17 protein-coding genes are annotated in these 18,667 nt (G+C 71.5%); 4 read left to right on the top strand and 13 right to left on the bottom strand.

Going from position 1 to position 18,667, the window contains the following annotated elements; genetic code table 11:
- Positions 1–81: 81 nt before the first annotated feature.
- The 7 genes from ABEA43_RS05715 to ABEA43_RS05685 form a co-directional block, all read right to left on the bottom strand.
- Positions 82–816 (bottom strand): class I SAM-dependent methyltransferase, encoded by a 735-nt coding sequence (locus ABEA43_RS05715; RefSeq protein WP_345559403.1) that lies wholly within the window; start codon positions 814–816, stop codon positions 82–84.
- A gap of 179 nt (positions 817–995) precedes the next feature.
- Complete coding sequence (locus ABEA43_RS05710; protein ID WP_345559401.1) at positions 996–2,024, bottom strand: LacI family DNA-binding transcriptional regulator; 1,029 nt, start codon at positions 2,022–2,024, stop codon at positions 996–998.
- Positions 2,025–2,046: 22 nt separating this feature from the next.
- Positions 2,047–2,205, bottom strand: coding sequence for a hypothetical protein (locus ABEA43_RS05705; RefSeq protein ID WP_345559399.1), 159 nt, complete (start codon positions 2,203–2,205; stop codon positions 2,047–2,049).
- Positions 2,206–2,221: 16 nt separating this feature from the next.
- Positions 2,222–3,022 carry a cupin domain-containing protein gene (locus tag ABEA43_RS05700; RefSeq protein WP_345559398.1) on the bottom strand — a complete coding sequence of 267 codons (801 nt, stop codon included), beginning with the start codon at positions 3,020–3,022 and terminating at the stop codon, positions 2,222–2,224.
- The gene (locus ABEA43_RS05695; RefSeq protein WP_345559396.1) at positions 3,019–3,924 is read right to left on the bottom strand and encodes a DUF6807 domain-containing protein; all 906 of its coding nucleotides are present in this window, start codon (positions 3,922–3,924) and stop codon (positions 3,019–3,021) included. The genes ABEA43_RS05700 and ABEA43_RS05695 overlap by 4 nt, the downstream gene beginning before the upstream one ends.
- Entirely contained in the window at positions 3,921–5,021 is a 1,101-nt protein-coding gene (locus ABEA43_RS05690; protein WP_345559394.1) for a Gfo/Idh/MocA family protein, read from the bottom strand. Before ABEA43_RS05690 ends, ABEA43_RS05695 begins: the two co-directional genes overlap by 4 nt.
- A gap of 115 nt (positions 5,022–5,136) precedes the next feature.
- On the bottom strand, positions 5,137–6,174 hold the full coding sequence (locus ABEA43_RS05685) for a LacI family DNA-binding transcriptional regulator (protein WP_345559392.1): 1,038 nt from the start codon (positions 6,172–6,174) through the stop codon (positions 5,137–5,139).
- A gap of 166 nt (positions 6,175–6,340) precedes the next feature.
- On the opposite strand from ABEA43_RS05685, the gene ABEA43_RS05680 reads away from it, so the two are divergent.
- The 3 genes from ABEA43_RS05680 (at position 6,341) to ABEA43_RS05670 (ending at position 9,357) form a co-directional block, all read left to right on the top strand.
- Complete coding sequence (locus ABEA43_RS05680) at positions 6,341–7,657, top strand: serine hydrolase domain-containing protein (protein WP_345559390.1); 1,317 nt, start codon at positions 6,341–6,343, stop codon at positions 7,655–7,657.
- Between the two features lie 186 nt (positions 7,658–7,843).
- Positions 7,844–8,278: a hypothetical protein gene (locus ABEA43_RS05675; RefSeq protein WP_345559388.1), complete on the top strand. Its 435-nt coding sequence runs from the start codon at positions 7,844–7,846 to the stop codon at positions 8,276–8,278.
- Between the two features lie 167 nt (positions 8,279–8,445).
- Positions 8,446–9,357 carry an NAD-dependent epimerase/dehydratase family protein gene (locus tag ABEA43_RS05670; RefSeq protein WP_345559386.1) on the top strand — a complete coding sequence of 304 codons (912 nt, stop codon included), beginning with the start codon at positions 8,446–8,448 and terminating at the stop codon, positions 9,355–9,357.
- Positions 9,358–9,493: 136 nt separating this feature from the next.
- Here ABEA43_RS05670 and ABEA43_RS05665 read toward each other — a convergent pair whose 3' ends face one another.
- From ABEA43_RS05665 to ABEA43_RS05645, 5 genes are all read right to left on the bottom strand, one after another.
- Positions 9,494–10,711: an amidohydrolase family protein gene (locus tag ABEA43_RS05665; RefSeq protein ID WP_345559384.1), complete on the bottom strand. Its 1,218-nt coding sequence runs from the start codon at positions 10,709–10,711 to the stop codon at positions 9,494–9,496.
- Between the two features lie 154 nt (positions 10,712–10,865).
- The gene (locus tag ABEA43_RS05660) at positions 10,866–13,769 is read right to left on the bottom strand and encodes a M36 family metallopeptidase (RefSeq protein ID WP_345559382.1); all 2,904 of its coding nucleotides are present in this window, start codon (positions 13,767–13,769) and stop codon (positions 10,866–10,868) included.
- Between the two features lie 296 nt (positions 13,770–14,065).
- The gene (locus ABEA43_RS05655) at positions 14,066–15,016 is read right to left on the bottom strand and encodes an ARPP-1 family domain-containing protein (RefSeq protein WP_345559380.1); all 951 of its coding nucleotides are present in this window, start codon (positions 15,014–15,016) and stop codon (positions 14,066–14,068) included.
- Entirely contained in the window at positions 15,013–16,305 is a 1,293-nt protein-coding gene (locus ABEA43_RS05650) for a hypothetical protein (protein WP_345559378.1), read from the bottom strand. The genes ABEA43_RS05655 and ABEA43_RS05650 overlap by 4 nt, the downstream gene beginning before the upstream one ends.
- An 11-nt stretch (positions 16,306–16,316) precedes the next feature.
- On the bottom strand, positions 16,317–17,384 hold the full coding sequence (locus tag ABEA43_RS05645; protein WP_345559376.1) for a macro domain-containing protein: 1,068 nt from the start codon (positions 17,382–17,384) through the stop codon (positions 16,317–16,319).
- Positions 17,385–17,582: 198 nt separating this feature from the next.
- Here ABEA43_RS05645 and ABEA43_RS05640 point away from each other — a divergent pair, with 198 nt between their 5' ends.
- The gene (locus tag ABEA43_RS05640) at positions 17,583–17,774 is read left to right on the top strand and encodes a hypothetical protein (RefSeq protein ID WP_345559374.1); all 192 of its coding nucleotides are present in this window, start codon (positions 17,583–17,585) and stop codon (positions 17,772–17,774) included.
- A 19-nt stretch (positions 17,775–17,793) separates the two neighbouring features.
- Here the strand turns inward: ABEA43_RS05640 and ABEA43_RS05635 are convergent, their stop codons facing one another.
- Positions 17,794–18,609: an SAM-dependent methyltransferase gene (locus ABEA43_RS05635; protein ID WP_345559372.1), complete on the bottom strand. Its 816-nt coding sequence runs from the start codon at positions 18,607–18,609 to the stop codon at positions 17,794–17,796.
- Positions 18,610–18,667 lie beyond the last annotated feature (58 nt).

Raw genomic sequence — 18,667 nt, 5'->3', positions numbered from 1 at the left:
ATTACGGGGCCACCCCGCCACTTCGGAAAAGCTTGAAGCGATTCGTCCTTACGTCTCGCTGGCCGGCAGGGGGTCGCCGGATCAGCGGGCCAGGAGGGCGAAGCGGCAGGCGGTCGCCGTCAAGGGGTGGCCGCGTTCCATGGCCTCGTGCAGGGCGCGCAGCCGGTCGCCGTACGCTTCCGGGTCGAAGTCCGGAACCTGCCACGGCACCACCCGGAGGAAGAGGACGAGGGCGCCGATGTCGTGGAAGGTGATGGGATGGCAGGCCGCCTGCGACCAGGTGACCGTGAGGCCGGCCGAGGTGAGGGCGGCCGATGCGGTGGCGAGGTCCCAGTCGCGGTCCTCGTGCGGTGGCGCGCCCAGGGCCTGGTTGAGCTCTTCGAGGTCGCAGCCCGCCACCTGCTGGGTGAGGAACGTGCCCCCGGGGGCCAGGACGCGGCGGACCTCGTGCGGGTCGTACGACTCGTGCCGGTCGACGATCAGCTCGAACGATCCGTCCGGGAACGGCAGCTCGTTCCCGGCCGCGGCCACCTCGATGCCCAGGGGCTCCAGGCGGGCGCGGGCGATCGGCACGTTCGGCGGGTGGCCTTCGGTGGCCGCGGTCCTGGGTGGCAGCGGCTCCAGGGCGGCCAGCCGTTCACCGCCGCCCGTGCCGAGGTCGAGCAGGGAGGACGCGCCGGGGAGCCGATCGCGCACCAGCGCCTCGTAGTCCCACGGCAGGGTGCCGCCGTCGGTCATGCGACCGGTGAAGGCGGTGAAGTCCCAGCCTTCGAACGGGGTGGTCATGCCCTCGTGAATCAGCTCCGCGTAGCCCATAGGACGTGATCATGCCGGGCCGGCGCACCAGCCCGCCTTCCGTTTTCCGCCGGCGCGAGCCCGGGAACAGCCGGTGCTCGGCCCGAAGCGGCCAGTGCTCGGCCTGAAGCGGCCGGTGCTCGGTGCGAGCCGGCCGGTGCTCGGTGCGGGCCCGTTGCGGGCTCGCTGCCGGTCCGGGGTCAGCGGGGTGGGGTGCTGGCGCGTAGGACGATGTCGGCCGGCATCAGGACATCGTGTGACACGTCCGAGAGCGCCAGGCGCAACGCGCTCAGCCCCGCCTCGCGCAGCGGCACCGCGACCGAGGTGAGGGCGGGCACCACGTCCACCGCCGAGCTGATGTCGTCGAACCCCGCCACCCCGACGTCCGCCCCCGGGATGACGCCCGCGTCGCGGAAGGCCGTCATGGCCCCGATCGCCATCACATCGTTGACCGCGAACACCGCCTCCACGTCCTCGAACCCCCGCTCCACCAGCCGCCGGGCCGCGTCATAGCCGCCCGCGCGGGTGAAGCCGGTCTCGATCGCGAGCGGCTCGGGGACGCCGGACCCGCGCAGCCCGGCCAGGAAACCCGTGTGCCGGTCGCGCGAGGTGCGGATCTCGCCGGGCGCGTGGAACACCGCGAAGCGCCGGTACCCGGCCCCGAGCAGCGCCACGGCGAGCCGGGCCGCCCCGTCGTGGTTGTCGATCATGACGGTGCTGAACGGCAGGTCCCGCTGGCTGATCAGGACCACCCGCCCCCCGGCCGTACGGTATTCGGCCAGCTCCTCGATGAGCGCGTCCCGCGTCCCCGCGCCGTCGACGCGGCTGCCCGCGACGATGATGGCGCGCGGACGCTGCCCGCGAAGCGTTCTGACGATCTCCAGCTCGCGCTCGGGAGAGCCGTCGGCCACCGCCATGGTGACGATGAGCTCCGCCGCCTGCGCCTCCTCGGTCACCCCCGCCGCGATGGAGGAGAAGTAGGGGTCGGCCACGTCGCGCACCACCAGCGCGACGGTCCTGGTCGAGCCCTTGGCGATGGCCTGCGCCGACAGGTGCGGCTCGTAGCCCAGCTTGACCGCCGCCGCCCGGACCCGGGAGGCGTTCTCCGACCTGACGTTGCGCGCGCTGCCGTTGAGCGCGCGCGACGCCGTGGCGATGGAGACTCCGGCCTCCCTGGCGACGTCGTAGAGGGTCGGCGGGGAGGCAGGCGCCGTGGACCCGTCATCCATGCCGATCATTGTGGCACCGGAGTCACGGGCTCGCCGGGCTCTCGACGGCGGCTCCCTGGAGGACCCGGAGGTCGTCGATGTGGACGCTGCCGTAGTCGGTGCTGTTGGCGTAGTACTCGACCTGCGCGACGCTGTCCGCGGCGGTTCTGAACGCGGCGTCGCCGAGGGTGAGCCGGCGCACCAGCGGGATGGCCGACTCAGCCGGACTGTGCCGAAGAAGGGGCCGAAGAAGGAGCCGAAGAAGGAGCCGAAGAAGGAGCCGAAGAAGGAGCCGAGGAAGGGGCGTGGACGACCGGGTGGGCCACGTCGTGCGCGCGCAGGTGGCCGCACATGCCCCAGCGCTCCTCCGCCGGGCTCTCCATCAGCGCCGACTCCAGGAGATGGGCGCCGTCGCCGCGGTCCAGGGCGTCGAGGATGCCCGCCGTGCGGGCGGTCTCCTGAGCGACCGTACGCTCCCAGATGCCGCGCCAGGCCGCCGCCTTGGGGCGTACCAGAGCGAGGGCGCTGTCGTACAGGCGCTGGAGCGGCGCCGGGTCGCCGGCCCGCGCGGCGTCGGCGAGCCGCAGGAAGCCCTCGACGGCCAGGTCACGCCGCCGCGCCACGGCCGCCTCGATCTCGGCGGAGTCACCGTCCGGGAGCGCCGCGGCCGCCCGGTAACGCTCCGCGTCGGCGACGATCTCGGGCGGGAACGTCATGACCGCGTCGCCCGCCTCGGGCAGCCCGGCGTTCGACATGACGACGACCACCTGGAGATCGCCGTGGTTGACGGCGCGGTGGATGGTGCCCGGCGTGAACCACACCGTCGATCCGGCGCTCAGCTCCGTCTCGCGCAGGCCGTTCACGTCGAGCGTCTGCAGCGCGCCGCGCCCGCCCACGACCACGTACGCCTCGGTGGAGGCCGTGTGCAGGTGCGGCGTGCCCCCTTCCAGGCCGTCGGCGCACGCGGCGCCCGAGTAGACCGCCAGCCGGCTGACGGACGTGCCGCCGGGGAACGTCATGCGAGCGCCTCCCTTCCGCGCTTGGCCAGCAGCGCCGTGCCGTCCTCGCCGCGGTCACCGTCGGCGATCACGACCGCGTACCTGAAGCGGAGCGACTGGCCGGGCGGCAGCTCCACCTCCTCGCTGAAGAACGGCGCGGGGCACAGGCAGGCGAAGTCCTCGCTGCGCGCGAACCACTGCGGCGGGTGCTGCGGGTTCGCGCTGTCGTCGACCATGACGATCGTCGAGTGCTCGCCGGTCTCGTCGTGCCTGCCGCGGAAGCCGAACCACTCCGCCCGGGTGCCGCGCAGCTCGTCGCCACCCGCTCCGCCGGGCGACTGGATGACGCCGCCGGTGAACGACCTCGGCCCGCGCCAGAACAGGCCGCCGTAGCCGGCGTTCTCGCGGCCCTTCGTGGTCGGGGAGCCGAACATGAGGGCGCCGCCGGACACGTTCGTCATGGCCGTGTCGAAGATCAGCGCCCAGGTCTCGTCGTCCACGACGGTCGCGGCGAGGGAGCGCCGCTCCTCGATGACCGGGTCGCCGGCCTGCGCGGTCCAGTCGAGCTCGTGCCCGATCTCGACCCGGCCGCCGTCCGCCGCCAGCGTGATCGGCTCGCGGTGCGTCGCGCTGCCGTTGTTGTCGAGCTGCACGTACGACCGCCCGTGCACGTACGTCGGCCCGCCCCAGAAATTGTGCTCCCCGACGTGCGGCAGCGACCAGGCGATGCCCTTGTGCCAGACATGGTCGTGCGGCCTGAACAGCGACACCAGTGCGCCGCCGAGCGTGCGGATCGGGTGCAGGTACGGCTTCGGCGACTCCAGCACCGGCGTGTCGGGCCGGTAGGTGTAGGTGAACAGCTCGACGCCGCCCGCCGAGACGGAGACCGACCGGCCGAGCGCGTGGTTGGCCTGCAGGGTCACGGGTTCCTCACCTTTTCCCACGGGGTGCCCGTGCCATCCATCCTCGTGGCGAACGGGCTGTCAGCAGTGATCTGTCCACTTCGCACGCGCTCGCCGGTGAAGGCGGAGGCGTACAGGGCGGCGATGAACTCCATCGTCCGCCGGGCGTCCCCGGCGGTCACCGGGGGCGCCTCGCCCTGGTCGAGCGCGTCGAGCACGGCGGCGAGCCAGCCGCTGTGGCCGCTGGACCCGCCGGCGCGCCCGGCGGCCCACAGGGCGCTCAGGTCGTCGTGGCCCGGCGCGGGGGTCACGGTCCAGTCGTCGTCGGTGTAGCCGTACAGGTGCGCGACCTCGACCGTGCCGCGTTCGTAGTCGAAGCGCAGCTCGGAGGTCTGCCGCGGCGACACCACGGAGTTCACGACCGTGGCGGCCGCGCCGCTCTCGAACGTCACCAGCGCCATCGACACGTCCTCGGTGTCCACGGAGCGGGCCCGGCGGGCGGCCACGGCCGTGACCTCACTCCAGGGGCCGAGCACCGAGAGCAGCAGGTCGAACTGGTGGATGCCGTGCCCCATCGTCGGCCCTCCGCCCTCGGACTCCCAGGTGCCGCGCCACGGCACCGCGTAGTAGTCCTCGTCCCGGTACCACTGGGTGGCGCAGGTGGCCAGCAGCGGGCGGCCCAGCTCGCCGGCGGCGGCCAGCCGCCGCAGGCGTACCGCGCCGGCGCCGAAGCGGTGCTGCAGGACGGTCGCGACGTGCGCCGTCGAGCGGCGCTCCGCCTCGATCAGCGCGTCGAACTCGGCGAGCGAGAGCGTCGGCGGCTTCTCCACCAGCGCCGTGACCCCGGCCTCCAGGCAGGCGATGGCCAGCGGCGCGTGCGACTGCGGCGGGGTGCAGAGGTGGACGACGTCCAGCTCCTCTTCCCGCAGCAGCTGCTCCGCGCCGCCGTAGCTGCGCGCCACGCCGAACTTGGCGGCGAAGTCGCCCGCCCGGCCCGCGTCGGTGTCGGCCACCGCCACCAGGCTCGCCCGGCCGCCGGACCCGAGCAGGGCCTCGGCGTGGGCATGGGCGATCCCACCGGTCCCGACGATCGCGGCCCGATAGTTCCGTTCAGACAAAATCATGCTCCTGTACGTGGGTTTCTCAGGCGCCTCCGGCACCGTGGGAAAACGTATTCCGCAGTTTGCATGGCTGTTACGCGAGCGTCAAGAGTCGTGCCCTGGGACCCGTCCGTCACGAAGAGCCGACGGCACGGGTGCTGCCGCGGACGATCAACCGGCCTTCGAGGGTCAGCCGCCTGACCGTGTCCGCCTTCGCCAGCGCGAACCGGATCGCCTCCACGCCGGCCCGCGCGAGCGGCAGCGCGACGGTCGTCAGCCGCGGCGTCACATCGCCCGCGAGCGGAATGTCGTCCACGCCCGTCATGGAAACGTCCGCGGGCACCGCCAGACCGGCCGCGCGAAAGCCCGACAAGGCTCCGATGGCAATGGTGTCGTTGACCGCGAGAACCGCTTCCCGCCCGTCCATTCCGTTCGCCGCCAGCCGCTGCGCCGCGTCGAACCCGCCCTGCCTGCTGACCTCGCAGTAGACGACCCGGATGTCGCGCTCCCGCACCCCTCCCGCGCGCAATCCTTCGGCGAATCCGGCGCGGCGATCGGCCAGATTCGCCAATTCCCTTTCGCCTCCGAATATCGCCACCCGCCGGTGCCCGGTCTCCGCCACGAGAGCGCCCGCCGCCCGGCCCGCGGCGCGATTGCCGAAGTCGATCGAATCGAAACTCAGGTCGGTCTCCCCGACGATGACGACCCGGCCGCCCTCCCGTTCGTACGAGTCGAGCTCCTTGAGCAGCCGGCCTTCGAGCGCGTTCGTCAGGACACGGCTGGAGGTGAGCACGAGAGCGCGGGGGCGCAGGGCGCGCAGCAGCCGGACGGTCTCCAGCCGGCGTTCCGGGGCTCCCATGGTGGACGAGACCGTGACGAAGGCCCCGGCCGTCCGCGCTTCGCGCTCCATCGCGGCCACGATCATGCCCATGGACGGCGTCGAGAGGTCGTCGGCGACCAGCGCGATCGAGTCGCTCGCCCGGCGCATCGCCCTGGCCGAGGCGTCCGCCGTGTAGCGCAGGGCCGCCGCCGCGGCCAGCACGCGGGCCTCGTACTCGGGCGCGACCTTCCTGGCGCTGCCGCTCAGGACCCTGGAGGCGGTGGAGACGGAGACTCCGGCCGCCGCGGCCACGTCGTGCAGCGTGACCGTGGGCCGCGCCGCATGGGGCATCCGCGGTGTCCTCTCCTCGGGGCCGGAAATGAAGAGTACTGCCCTTCCCGGCGACTACCGGGCGCAGGCGGCCGCCGATGTCACGCGTCCCGCATGACCCCTGTCATGGGAAGCCGGTGACAGCGCGGACTTACCCGCAGGAGCCGGGCGAACCATGCTGGCCAGCATGGCTTCTCACCAATGGCGACAGACTGCCGCAAAGGCCGGGGCGATCGCCACCGGCACGCTGCTCGCGGTGGCCCTGGCCGCGCCCGGCCAGGCCGCGGCGCACCAGCGGACCGGCACCCCCGAGCCGTCGAGCTCGGCGACGCCCGGCTCCGGGCTCGACCGGCAGGCGCTGCGCCGAAGCCTGGACGCCGCGCACGAGGCCGGGATGTACGGCATCTACTCCGAGGTCCGCGACGGCCGCCAGACCTGGCAGGGCGCGTCCGGCGTGGCGGACGTGGACACGCGCAGGCCGGTGCGGCCGGACATGGTGCACCGGATCGGCAGCATCACCAAGACCTTCACCGCGGTGGCCGTGCTCCAGCAGGTGGCTCGTGGCACCGTCGACCTGGACGCCCCGATCGCCCGTTACCTCCCCGAACTGGTCCCCGACGAGCGCGGTCAGCAGATCACCGTGCGGATGCTGCTCAACCACACCAGCCACATCGCCGACTACGTGGGCCCGGCGTTCCCCTCCCTCCTTGAGGGCACGACCTCCAGCCTGGACGAGCACCGCTTCCGCACGATCGCCCCCGAGGAGCTGGTACGGCTGGGCCTGGCCGCCACGCCGACCGGGCAGCCGGGAGCGACACCCGGGATGTACTCCAACACGAACTACGTGGTCGCGGGCCTCCTGCTGGAGAAGGTGACGGGCGTCGACGCCGAGGAGTACATCACCCGCAACGTGATCCGCAAGGCCGGACTGCGGCACACGTCCTTCCCCCGGACGGCGCGGATCCCCGGGCCGCACTCCAAGGCGTACGAGTCGTGGTACGGCTTCATCGACCCGCCCCGCGACTACAGCGTCTACAACATGTCGTGGGCGAGCACCGCCGGGGCCATGGTGTCCACGATGAGCGACCTCAACCAGTTCTACCGGGCGCTGCTGCGCGGTGAGCTGATCGGCGCCGCGCAGCTCGCGGAGATGCAGAAGACGGTGCTCGTCTGGCTGGGCGGCGGGCAGGCGAACTACGGGCTCGGCATCTACTCGGCCGACCTTCCGTGCGGCCGGTTCTGGGGTCATGACGGCGGCGTCTTCGGCATGGGCACCCAGTCTCTGGCGAGCGCGGACGGCAGCCGCCTGTTGTCGTTCGGGATGAACCTGATGAAGTACCAGCGCCTCGACGAGAGCGGCCAGCCGGTGCCGAACGATATCGACCAGGCGATCTTGGAGCATCTCTTCCTGGCGGTGTGCGGGCAGAGCGCCGGCGCCACCGCCAAGTCGGCGCAGCCGCCGTTCGTCCCGTTCGCCGCGGACAGAATGCTGGTCAAGCGCTGACGCAGGTGGCGGTCTGTACGGCAAAGCATGAGAGGTCAGCCGATCTACCTGTAACCGATCATGCCGCCGGCAGGTGTGTCCTCGATCACCTCTGGTATGCGGATTTCTCCACAGATGATCGGCCGGCCACTCCGTAATGTCCCTCTCGCCGGGATCACCCGGAGCATGACAACGGGGAGGAACACAATGCGCAAGACCCTAGCGATGGCGACGCTCGCCGGCTCGATGGCCGTCACCGGACTGGCCCTCACGCCCGCCGCCCAGGCCACCACCCAGGCCACCGCAGCGTCCACCGCGTCCACCGTGACCGCCACCCAGTCCACCGCGTTCAAGAGCTGGGGCAAGTTCTTCTCCAGCGACCGCAAGGCCTACACGTTCGGCAAGACGTGGAAGAGCGGCGGCACCGTCTTCACGAAGTGGTACGGCGTGGACAAGGCCGGCGGCAAGAAGGGCTGGGTCTGGTTCGAGTACTACAAGAACGGCGGCTGGCACAAATTCAACCGCTCCTGGGACGGCAAGGTCACCGGCAGCTGGAGCGGGCGGGGGATCAAGAAGGTCTACACGTTCACCTGCTGGGCCGGCAAGTTCGACAACTGCGGCAAGAAGTACCGCATCTACTAGACCTCTGACGTTCGGCACGTCCCATGATCGAGGCCCGGCCGACACCCGCCGGGCCTCAGGCCTGTTCCAGGCCGCGACCACCATGATCCGCCGATGTCACAGAACGGCCGGGCTGTCTCGTCTTGGGTAACGGAGAGACACACACTGACGTCGGGAGGGTGAGGGCCATGCGGGTGTTCGTGGCAGGGGGTAACGGAGTGATCGGGCGGCGGCTGGTGCCGCAGTTGGTGGCCCGGGGGCACCAGGTGACGGCCACGACGACGAGCGCGGCCAAGCTGGGCCTGCTGGAGCGGCTGGGCGCGGAGGCCGTCGTGATGGACGGGCTGAACGCGACGTCGGTCGGCGAGGCGGTGGCCCTGGCCCAGCCGGACGCGATCGTGCATCAGATGACCGCCATTTCCGGCAAGCCGGATATCAAGCACTTCGACCGCTGGTTCGCCACCACCAACCGGCTGCGCACCGAGGGGACGGATCACCTGCTGGCCGCCGCCCAGGCGACCGGCGTGACCACCTTCCTCGCGCAGAGCTACGCCTCGTGGAACGGCATCCGCGAGGGCGGATGGGTGAAGACCGAGGACGACCCGCTGGACCCGACGAGCACGGGCAAGGGTGCGGCGGCGATCCGCCACCTTGAGGACGTGGTCGTCAGGGCCGGTGGCGCGGCCCTGCGCTACGGCGCGTTCTACGGGCCGGGCGCCACCGACGACCAGGTGGAGCTGGTGCGCAAGCGGCAGTACCCGGTCGTCGGGAACGGCGCGGGCCACAGCTCGTGGGTGCATCTCGACGATGCGGCGAGCGCCACCGTCCTGGCCGTGGAGCGGCAGGTGAGGGGCGTGTTCAACATCGTCGACGACGAGCCTGCCCCGGCCAGCGAGTGGCTGCCCTACCTGGCCGCGTGCGCGGGCGCGAAGCCGCCGATGCGGATCCCCGTCTGGCTGGCCCGGCCGCTGGCCGGGAGGACGGCGGTGGCGATGATGACCGAGGGGCGCGGCTTCTCCAACGCCAAGGCCAAGCGCGAGCTCGGCTGGCAGCTGCGCTATCCCACCTGGCGCCAGGGCTTCAAGGAAGAGCTGGCCTGACCCGGACCGGCTGGGCGTGGCAAGCGGCCCGGCAGTCCGTGGCCGAACCGGCTGAACGAGCGCGAGGAGCAGCCGGCAGTCCGTGGCCGAGCCGGACGGCCGGGCGTGACGCGCAGCCGGCGGTCCGCCGCCCGGCCTACGCGGTCGGGCGCGCCTGACGTACCCCGGCCCGCCAGACGTCGGCGATGGCGCGGGTCGCGGTGATGTCCGTGGTCGGGTCCCCGTCCACCAGCAGCAGGTCGGCCCGGAGCCCCGGCGCGATCCGGCCCCGGTCGGCGAGCCCGAAGCAGCGGGCGGGCAGGCTGGTGGCGGCGGTGAGCGCCTGCTCCGCCGTCAGCCCCGCCCGGGTCAGCAGCAGCAGCTCGTGGTGCAGCCCCGCCCCGTGCGCCGGCCCGAACGGCGTGCAGTCCGTGCCCGCCAGCACCGGCACCCCCGCCCGCAGCAGCGCCGCAGCGGACCGCGACGCGTTGCGCACGCCCTGCGAGTGCATGGGCACGTCGGTGATCTCCCTGCCGAAGGTGGCCTTCGACCGCTCCGACATCCGTCCCGCGATCCGCTCGTCCCGCAGCAGCTCCCGGCCGCCGGGGTCCCCGGTGACGGCCTCGATGTAGGTGATCGTGCTGACCACGAACGCGTCGTACGACGAGATCCGGGCGGCCAGCTCCTCGGCCTGCTCCTCCCCCGCGTCGGAGTACAGGTGCGCGAGCCCGTCGGCGCCCGCGTCGAGCGCGATGAGCGCCTCCCGCGCGGTCACCGTGTGCGCGATGACCCGCAGACCCGCCGCGTGCCCGGCCTCGACCAGGACGGCGGCGACCTTGGGGCTGAGCACCGGGAGCGACATCCCCGACGCCCCGCCGTCGTCGACCGCGATCTTCAGGTAGTCCACGCCCTCCGCCAGCCGCGCCTCCACGAACGCCCTGGCCTGGCCCGCGTCGGCGACCGTGTCGAGCCCGACGTCGGAGCCCAGGGCCTTGAGCAGGTCCGTGGTCATGATCTGGGTCGGGTGCCCGCCGGGCGCGGTGGCGATCATGCCGGAGCTGCGCAGGTCGGCCACGTCGTCGCGCTCGGCGGCCTGCCTGCGCTGGGCGGCGAGGATGGGCGGCAGGTTGTTCATGTCGAGCTCGGTGGTGACGCCGAACGTCAGCGCCTCCGCCAGATCGCCGTCGAACGCGTGCGCGTGGGCGTCGATCAGGCCCGGCAGCAGGGTCTTCCCCGCACCGTCCACCTCGACGTCCACCTCGGCGTCCACCGGCCCGCCCGGCTCGCCGATGCGGCCGCCGTCGATCACGACGTCGGCGCCCGTCACGGTCCGCTCACCGTCGAACACCCGGACATCGCGGATCAGAGTACGCATGAGACTCTCCATATAGTTTGACGTCTAACTACTTCAGGACGGAACGATCCCCTTCCCAAAGATGATTACCCGCCTGATAGTACGACATCAAACTACTAGCGGCAAGCCACCGGCCCGCGCCCCCGAAGGCGGGAACGCGGGCCGGCGACGGCGATCAGTGCGCGAACGCCTGGAACTCGGCCGCTCTCACCTGCTCCCGCTGCGGGCTGGCGGTCGCGCAGTCCGTCGCGGAGTTCGGATCGCTGTCCTGCTCACCGGCGTACCGGGGGTTGCCGGTGCACTGGGTGCTGACCACGCGGAACATCAGATGCGTGGCGCTGGTGGCCCGCACCCCGAACGACTTGAAGATCAGGTCCGCGCCCCGGGGACGCGGCAGCCCGGCGTCGAAAGCGTTCGACGGGCTGGTGTAGATCTTCGTGAAGTTCGCCGGCTGCGCGCAGTCCGTGCTGCACGCCAGCACCTCGAACGCGCGCAGGCTGGAGAAGCGGTTCTGGGCGCCGGGATCGGCCGGGTCGCCGACGTTGGGCCTGAGCATCGCGCTCACCTGCACTCTGCGGATCTTCACCGGGCTGTCGCCCGCCAGGTCCACGACGACCGACTTGCCGGCAGGCGCGCCGGTGAGCGAGGCCCAGTTCGTGGCCTCGGTCTCGTCGATCAGCTTGGCCTGGTTGACGCCGTCGCCCGCCGCCGCCGCGCCACCGGCCGCCGAGGCGAGGTTGCGGGTCAGCGGCAGCGGAAGCGGCAGCTGGATCCCGGGGAGCACCACGTACTTGAACCGCGTGTGGCCGAACCCGTTGCCCGCGACCACGAAGTCGTAGGCGCCGGGCGTCATCTCCACGACGTCGCCGAGCGGCGTCGCGGGGTCGGTGTCGGCGATCGGGACCACGCGGCCCTCGTAGTCGCCCGCGTACAGCCGCAGCGCCGCACCCTTCGCCTCGCCGAGCGGCTTGAGCCGCAGCGAGCCGTTCTTGCCCGCCGGGTTGACGAAGCTCGGCGTCGGGTCGGGGTCGTTCGGGCCGAGGCTGGCCGCGCCCTGGCCCAGGCCGTGCTCGGCGAACGCGCGCCACATGATGTCCTGGTTCGCGCCGCCGAAGCGGATCGCGTCGGCCGCGAGCAGCGCGTCACGGTGATCGACGTAGCTCACCGCGCCCGAGGCCATCAGGAGCAGGGCGTCGAACGAGAGCTGCGCCCAGCGCCGGTTGCCCGGGCACCTGTCCACCGGCGTCTGCCCGTCCGCGCACGCCCGCTGCTGCTTGGCCGTGCCGTCGCCGTACCGCTTGACGAAGGCCGCGCGCACGTCGAACTGCGTGGCCGACCAGATCTCGCCGTCGGCGTGCACCTGCTGGCCGACGATGTCGTAGTTCATGTCGCTGTAGTTGAGCGGGGACTTCGACATGTCGTAGTTCCTGATGCCGCGCGCCTTGTCGCCCGTCACGTAGCCGCCCGTGACGTACGGGGTCAGGCCGGAGGGCCGGAAGCCGTACTCGAAGAGCTGCTCCATCGCGACCAGGTCGGAGGTGCTCTCGTTCATGGCCCCGGCCTGGGCGCCGCTCCAGCCGGCGTTCGGGCCGCCGATCATGCGGCCGGAGATGGCGTGCGTGTACTCGTGCCCGACGACCGACATGTCGTAGTCGCCGTCCACGCACGGGGAGTAGAACGAGCCCGCGATCGGCTGCCACAGGTACATGTTCGTGATCGGTGCGACCCCGTCGGGGCCGGTGATCTGGTTGGCGTTGTCCCGTACGGACAGCACTCGCGCGCCGGCCTGGGCGTTGCCCTGCTCGGGGTCGTTGCCGAGCCCGCCGCGGTCGCCGTTGTCGGCCTGCATGTTCCAGGCGCTCTCGGTGAAGCCGAGCCGGTAGGACCAGTCGTGCATGCGGTTGTGCATGGCGTTCAGGTTGGCGATGGCGGCTTCGAGGTCGTTCTCGCCGGGCTGGTCGAGCGCCGCCGGGTCGCACTTGGCCTCATGCCAGGCGTTTTGCCACGGGTAGGTGTAGTTCCTGCTGGGCGTGAGCACGTTGGAGCGGGTGCCGACGCTGAACGGGTCGCCGTTCGCCCGGTTCTCGTAGGTCCTGGCCGCGTTGCCGAGGCTGGAGTTGGTGGGGGTGTTCGTGGCGTGGTCGACGTCCCATGCCTTGCCCGTGCCCGGGTCGCCGCCTGTCACGTAGTCACAGCCGGGCCCGGCCGCGAAGCACCAGGTCTTGCGGGTGTCGGCGGAGGAGTAGTCGTCACGCGGGTTCGACGGGAAGACCGACCAGTGCGGGTTGTCCGGGTCGAAGTGGTCGACCAGGTTCTCGCGTACGAGGATGGCGCCGCTGACCGCGTCCACGTGCGTCGTGTACGCCGCCGTCTCGCCCTGCTGCCCGCCACCGATCAGGACCACCTGGTACGCGCTGTGCACCCCGTCGGGCGCCGGCACCGCCACCGGGGTGGCCTGCTTGGTGGCCGCCGTGGCCAGGTCGATGCCGCCGTCCCTGGCCGCGATCTCCATGGCCTGCTGGGCGCTGAGCGTGGCCGCCGGGGGTGCCTGCGTCGTGCGTGACAGCGAGGACGTCACGTGCCTGACCTGGCCGCCGGCCACGCCGACCGCGACGAGGCCGTCCACGCCGGCCGGCAGGTCGCCGAAGCGCTGGCGCAGCAGCACGGCGTGACCTGAGCCGATGGGGTTGACGGCGACCTTCTCCAGCGCGTCCACCGATTCGTCCGTCAGGCCGAAGACGGCCTGGTTGCTCTTGAGATAGCTGCGGGCGGCCTGTTCCGGATCGGATCCGAGGCCGTCGGCCAGCGGCTGGGCGCTGATGACGGCGGCCGGGGTGCCGAGTGTGTTCCAGCGGATCTCGGCCGTGGAGCCGGCGCTGCGCGCGTTCGCCCCCGTGGGCGGCGGCACCCGGCCCTGACGGTTGTCAAGATCGGGTTTGCCGTGGTTCTCGGCCTGGAAGTCGTGGATCTCTGGAGCTTGTCCGCCGGGCTGACCTTGGGCGGCCCCTGCTAGGGGTAGAGCCGACGCGATGACCGCGACGACGATGAGCGTGCTGCGTAACCAAGGCTTGGTCGACACGATTCCCTCCTGCGTGCCAGGGATGCGCATATTGCGCGCATCTTCGCAAGAGGTAACACCGCTTCACCGGTCTGACAAGATCTAGTAAGACCCGAGATATCGGCGTATAAGGCCATTGGCGGGGGTGAAGTGCGGGACAGGCGGCCGGCGCCTCGGCGGACCCATGAGGATCGTATGTAGTTACGACCATCCCTTACATGGAATGAGGGTTTGGTCCGCCGCGCCCGGCTCAGTTCCCGCACTGATCATTCAACTCCCGCCTCCGCGGGTGCCGCAACCGAATTATCGTGCGCCGGTCACCCGTCCGCGAAGACGGAGGCGTAGACCGGCCGGCCGTGCTCGGTGACCACCTGGCCGGCCAGCCCGCCGCCGGTGACGGTGGACAGCCGCAGGTCCAGATAGCGCTCTTCCTCGACCATCCGCAGGTCACCGCCGGTTTCCGGTAGCCAGGAGGCCACCTCGGCCAGCCGCCCGGCCCGGTCGCGCGCCAGCTCCGCGCGCAGCCCGGCCAGGCTCGTGGCGTCGTACGGCTCCGCCTCCCCGCGTCCGGGCTCCGCCTGCCAGGCGCCGACTCCGTACGCGAAGCAGACCAGGGCCATCCACATCTCGGCGAAGTAGACCGGGTCGGGCGCCAGCTCCAGCCCGGCGAACCGGTCACGGAGGAAGAACAGCGCCCCGAGCTGACCGGGCAGCAGTTCCAGCCGGCTCTGGAACTGGGTCAGCGTCGCCCGCTTGCGCGACAGGATCTGCTCCAGGTGCCCTCGGGACGGCAGCCCGTACGACCGGTTGAGCGCCGTGATGTCCGGCCACAGCTTGGCGTAGTCCTTGCGGCCGCGCAGCCGCATCGCCTGGGCGCGCAGCTCGGCGGGCAGCACGAAGAACCACTGGTCGCGGCCCTCCAGATAGCCACCCTGCCCGGACTGGACGCAGCAGGCGTCGTCGAAGCGCCTGGTCTGCCCCGCGCCGAGCAGCGCCGAGGAGCACAGGGCGTGGTTCTGGGCGGCGTCCTGGATGTAGCCGAGGTGCAGCGGCACGATCGCCACGCCTTCGCGGGCGCCGTTGTGCAGCTCCACCTGGCCGTAGCCGACGACCCGCTTGAGCTTCAGCCCGGAGCGGGGCGGCACGATCCCGGGCCGCTCGGGGCCCCAGACCGGCACCATGGTCAGCGCCCCGGCCCGCTGGGGCGCTCCCGCGCGGTAGCCGCCGAGGTCGAGCGGCGCGGGCAGCAGCGTGCTGAGCGGTGTCATGTCCTTCCTCCTTCCAGTTGGTCGAGCATCGCGGTGCGGATCCAGCGCTCGCCCGGTGCGCAGTGGCCGAACAGCCACGGCAGCAGCCCGGCGAAGTCGTCCTGGTGCCAGAACGCCTGCCGCGGCAGGTCCGGCGCCGGGTCGCGCAGGGTCAGGTCGTCGCCACGGGTGAACGTCGCCTGGCAGAGCACCACGGGCGTGGCGTCCCCCGTGTACGGCAGGGTGGCGACCACTCTGGCCAGGTCGCCCGGCAGGTGGTTCTCGTAGCCGTCGGTGACGATCACCACCAGGTCGGGCGCGGTGTCGAGCGCGTCAAGCAGCCCGGTCGCCAGGTCGGTGGCGTGCGCCGGGTCGTGCTCGGGGCCGCCGGTCTCGATGACCGTGAGCCGTTCGCACACCTCGGCGAGCACCAGCCGCAGCGCGCCGGCCTGCGACATGACCGCCCACTCGCGCTCGCCGTAGCCGCGCATGGAGCCGGACGTGTCGAGCACCATGGCCACGCTGCCCGGCAGGCGCGGCAGCCCGCGCGTCGCCTCGGCCACGTATCCCGCCAGGGCGGGACGCAGCTCGGCCGCCGGTCCGCCCCGGTAGAGGTGCACCAGCGTCGCGGCGATGTCGCCCCGGTTGGTCGGCGTGACGATCGGCACGTGCTCCCTGACCGGGTCCAGCGGCGCGGGCGGCTCCTGCGGGGCGACCGCTCCGTACGTGCCGGGCGCGTAGAGCGCGCGCACCCGCTCGACCGCCACGTCCGGGCGGGCCGTGAACCGCAGCAGGTGCCTGTTCAGGTAGCCGCCGCCGGTGTCGCCGGCGGTGATCAGGCGCGCGCACGCCCGTGCGGTCGCCTTGCCGAGCGCGTGCTCGAAGCAGTCGGCCAGGGCGGCCCGGCGCGCCTCGATGAGCTCGCCCGCGTCCGGGTGCTCCAGGACGAAGGCGAGGACGGCCCGGGTGGCGTGCTTGTGGTTGGCGCGCATTCGCCGCAGCGCGAGCAGCGCGGTGACGACGTGCGCGGGCGGCAGGCCGAACATGAGCGCCCGCGTGACCTTGGCCAGGATGTCCCTGGTCCGGTCGTCGAGGCCGTCCTGCGCGTCCGCCAGCGTACGCAGCAGCACGCGGGCGCGCTGCCAGGGGAGCACACCGGGCACCAGCGCGAGCAGCGCGTATCCCTCGGGGTCGCTCAGCCGCGCGGTCCGGTGGAGCTCCACGTCGTCCCACGCCAGATCGCCACTCCGGGAGAGAACCAGCGGGGTGTCGTGTGTCCGGAAATGCGAGAGAAGAGTAGGGGTGTCCACGGGATAAAAGTCTAGGAATCCCGCCCGCCGGATGAAACTGCTTTATTTTTCGTACGCAGCCGGATTCGCTCGCACTCGTCAAACGCTTTTTCGCAGACGGCCAATTCGGCGTCGGTATAGGCGAGCAAATAGACCGTTTCGATGCGTTGCGGGCTGTTGTCGCCCAAGTGGGCGAGAATGGCGGCCAGCATGCTCCGTACCGTCGGCTCGATCTCCGCGCCCGCCTCGCCGGTGCCGAAAATGGGGAACACGATCGAGGCCGCCCGCCGTTCGCCGTCCTCGATCTGCTCCGCGCGCAGGAACACATTGCGTACGCACGCGCCCAGATTGTCCACCTGCCGGTATCCGGCTCCCGCGGTGCCGTGGACGACGGCGGCGTGCACGATGCCCATGACGCCGTTGCGCCCGGCGAGCTGGTGCGGGGCGGTCACGATGGCGGTGCCGGGCTCGACGGGCACGTTGGCGCGCACCTGCGCGCCGAGCTCGTCGGCGACGCAGTCCTCGGTCACCCGCTCGGTCAGCGGGTCACGGCGGGCGCCCTCGTAGCGGATGACGGCGGAGATCGAGCGCTCATGGAACCTGGACATCTGCATGTCGGTGTTCTCGGAGTTCACCCACACGTCGACGTCCTTGACGTTGCGCAGGTCGCCGGTGATCAGGACGATCTTCCGTTCCGGATGCCCGGCCACGGTGTAGTCATAGGTCCGCGTCTCCGCGATCTGCCGCGGCCGGCGTATCTTCTCCTCCGTGTCGAGCCGCTTGCGCAGGGCCGCGTTCGCCTTCTTCTCCTCGTCCAGCCGGCCCGCGGTGCGCATGGCTCGCGGGCCGTACCACCAGATGAAGACGAACAGGCCGGCCGCCCCCGTCATGGTCGCGCCCATGAAGCCCGCGGAGAACTCGCTCTGCGGAAAGAAAGAGAACAGGAGTATGACCGGGAACAGGGCGAGCAGTAACCAGGAGATGGTGTGCAGCCGTTCGTTGCCCCCGTCTTGAGAGCGCCACATCTGCCAGGCGAACGAGCCCAGACCGAGCAGGAGACTGAGCATCGCCATGAACAGGACGACAGGGTCGGCCGCCATTTGACCTCCCAGCCCGAGACAAACGCGGGGACGCGGTTATCAGGCTAATACCCGGGGGGCGTAGGCGAGCGCGCCGCGCCCTGTCCGCCAGGTGACCGTTTGCGGACACCGGCCGCCCCGGGGGCTGGACGGCTGGAGCTCCAGCACCGATGCTGTTGGCAGCACCTGTCGCGATCACCGACCCGCTGGGAGAGCTGTATGAAAGTCCCCACCTGGACCCGCCGCGCCGCCGCCCCGCTCGCGGGCCTGACCGTCGTCCTGGCGATGGGAGCCGTTCCGGCGCAGGCGGCCGACCCGTCGTCGCCGTGCACGGATGCGAACGTGATCAGGACACCGCAGGCAGCCATGGTCCTGGCCGACGGCGATTCCGGCGGCAAGCGCCCCGTGTGAGAGTGGATCGGGCCACGTGCTAAGGCTTGCGGCCCAGGCAGCCGTACTGGAACACCTGGCGGTCGCCGTAGCTGGTGCCGGAGTCCGGCCGCCACTGCGGGAGCGACACCAGGCCCGGCTCCACCAGGTCCAGCCCTTCGAAGAAGGCCTGCAGCTGCTCCGGGGTGCGCAAGGTGAGCGTCGTGGCGCCGCTGGCGTTCCACTGGGCGGCGGCGTCGTCCATCGAAGGGCTGCGGACGCTGTGCGCGATCGCCAGGTAGCTGCCCGACGGCAGGGCGTCCAGCAGCGTGCGCACCGAGGCATGCGCCTGGCCGGCGTCCGGGACGAACTCCAGCACGCCCATCAGCATCAACGCGATCGGGCGGGAGAAGTCCAGCGTCCTGGCCGCTTCGCGGACGATGGGCTCGGGCTCGCGCAGGTCGGCGTCGAGGTAGTCGGTGGCCCCCTCCTGGCTGCCGACGAGCAGCGCCCGGGCGTGGACCAGCACGATCGGATCGTTGTCGACGTAGACGATCCGCGCCTTGGGGTTGACCCGCTGCGCCACCTCATGGGTGTTGTCCGCCGCCGGGATGCCCGTGCCCACGTCCAGGAACTGGTCGACGCCGCATTCGCCGGCCAGGTAGCCGACGGCGCGGCCGATGAACTCCCGCTCGGCGCGGGCGTTGACCGGCAGGTCCGGCATGACCTTCACGATCTCTTCGCCCACCTCGCGGTCAGGCGCGTAGTTGTCCTTGCCACCGAGCCAGTAGTCCCACACGCGGGCCGGGTGTGGGACAGAGGTGTCGATCCGCGCCGTGATCGCTGCCCTGTCGTTCTCCACAGGTCCCTCACCCATCGGATCCCCCTCATCAGCACACCTGGCCCAACAGTCAGGCACCAACATAGATGATCTA

Source organism: Nonomuraea rosea, assembly GCF_039539705.1.
GTDB classification, from domain to species: Bacteria; Actinomycetota; Actinomycetes; order Streptosporangiales; family Streptosporangiaceae; genus Nonomuraea; species Nonomuraea rosea.
Note: the sequence above shows the minus strand (reverse complement) of the source record. Positions and strands in the feature narration are given on the sequence as shown.

What these genes read in the sequence shown, in the direction of transcription:
- ABEA43_RS05715 (WP_345559403.1), bottom strand. Translation starts at nt 816, where the DNA reads ATGGGCTACGCGGAGCTGATTCACGAGGGCATGACCACCCCGTTCGAA.
- ABEA43_RS05710 (WP_345559401.1), bottom strand. Translation starts at nt 2,024, where the DNA reads ATGGATGACGGGTCCACGGCGCCTGCCTCCCCGCCGACCCTCTACGAC.
- ABEA43_RS05700 (WP_345559398.1), bottom strand. Translation starts at nt 3,022, where the DNA reads ATGACGTTCCCCGGCGGCACGTCCGTCAGCCGGCTGGCGGTCTACTCG.
- ABEA43_RS05685 (WP_345559392.1), bottom strand. Translation starts at nt 6,174, where the DNA reads ATGCCCCATGCGGCGCGGCCCACGGTCACGCTGCACGACGTGGCCGCG.
- ABEA43_RS05680 (WP_345559390.1), top strand. Translation starts at nt 6,341, where the DNA reads ATGGCTTCTCACCAATGGCGACAGACTGCCGCAAAGGCCGGGGCGATC.
- ABEA43_RS05675 (WP_345559388.1), top strand. Translation starts at nt 7,844, where the DNA reads ATGCGCAAGACCCTAGCGATGGCGACGCTCGCCGGCTCGATGGCCGTC.
- ABEA43_RS05670 (WP_345559386.1), top strand. Translation starts at nt 8,446, where the DNA reads ATGCGGGTGTTCGTGGCAGGGGGTAACGGAGTGATCGGGCGGCGGCTG.
- ABEA43_RS05665 (WP_345559384.1), bottom strand. Translation starts at nt 10,711, where the DNA reads ATGCGTACTCTGATCCGCGATGTCCGGGTGTTCGACGGTGAGCGGACC.
- ABEA43_RS05655 (WP_345559380.1), bottom strand. Translation starts at nt 15,016, where the DNA reads ATGACACCGCTCAGCACGCTGCTGCCCGCGCCGCTCGACCTCGGCGGC.
- ABEA43_RS05645 (WP_345559376.1), bottom strand. Translation starts at nt 17,384, where the DNA reads ATGGCGGCCGACCCTGTCGTCCTGTTCATGGCGATGCTCAGTCTCCTG.
- ABEA43_RS05640 (WP_345559374.1), top strand. Translation starts at nt 17,583, where the DNA reads ATGAAAGTCCCCACCTGGACCCGCCGCGCCGCCGCCCCGCTCGCGGGC.
- ABEA43_RS05635 (WP_345559372.1), bottom strand. Translation starts at nt 18,609, where the DNA reads ATGGGTGAGGGACCTGTGGAGAACGACAGGGCAGCGATCACGGCGCGG.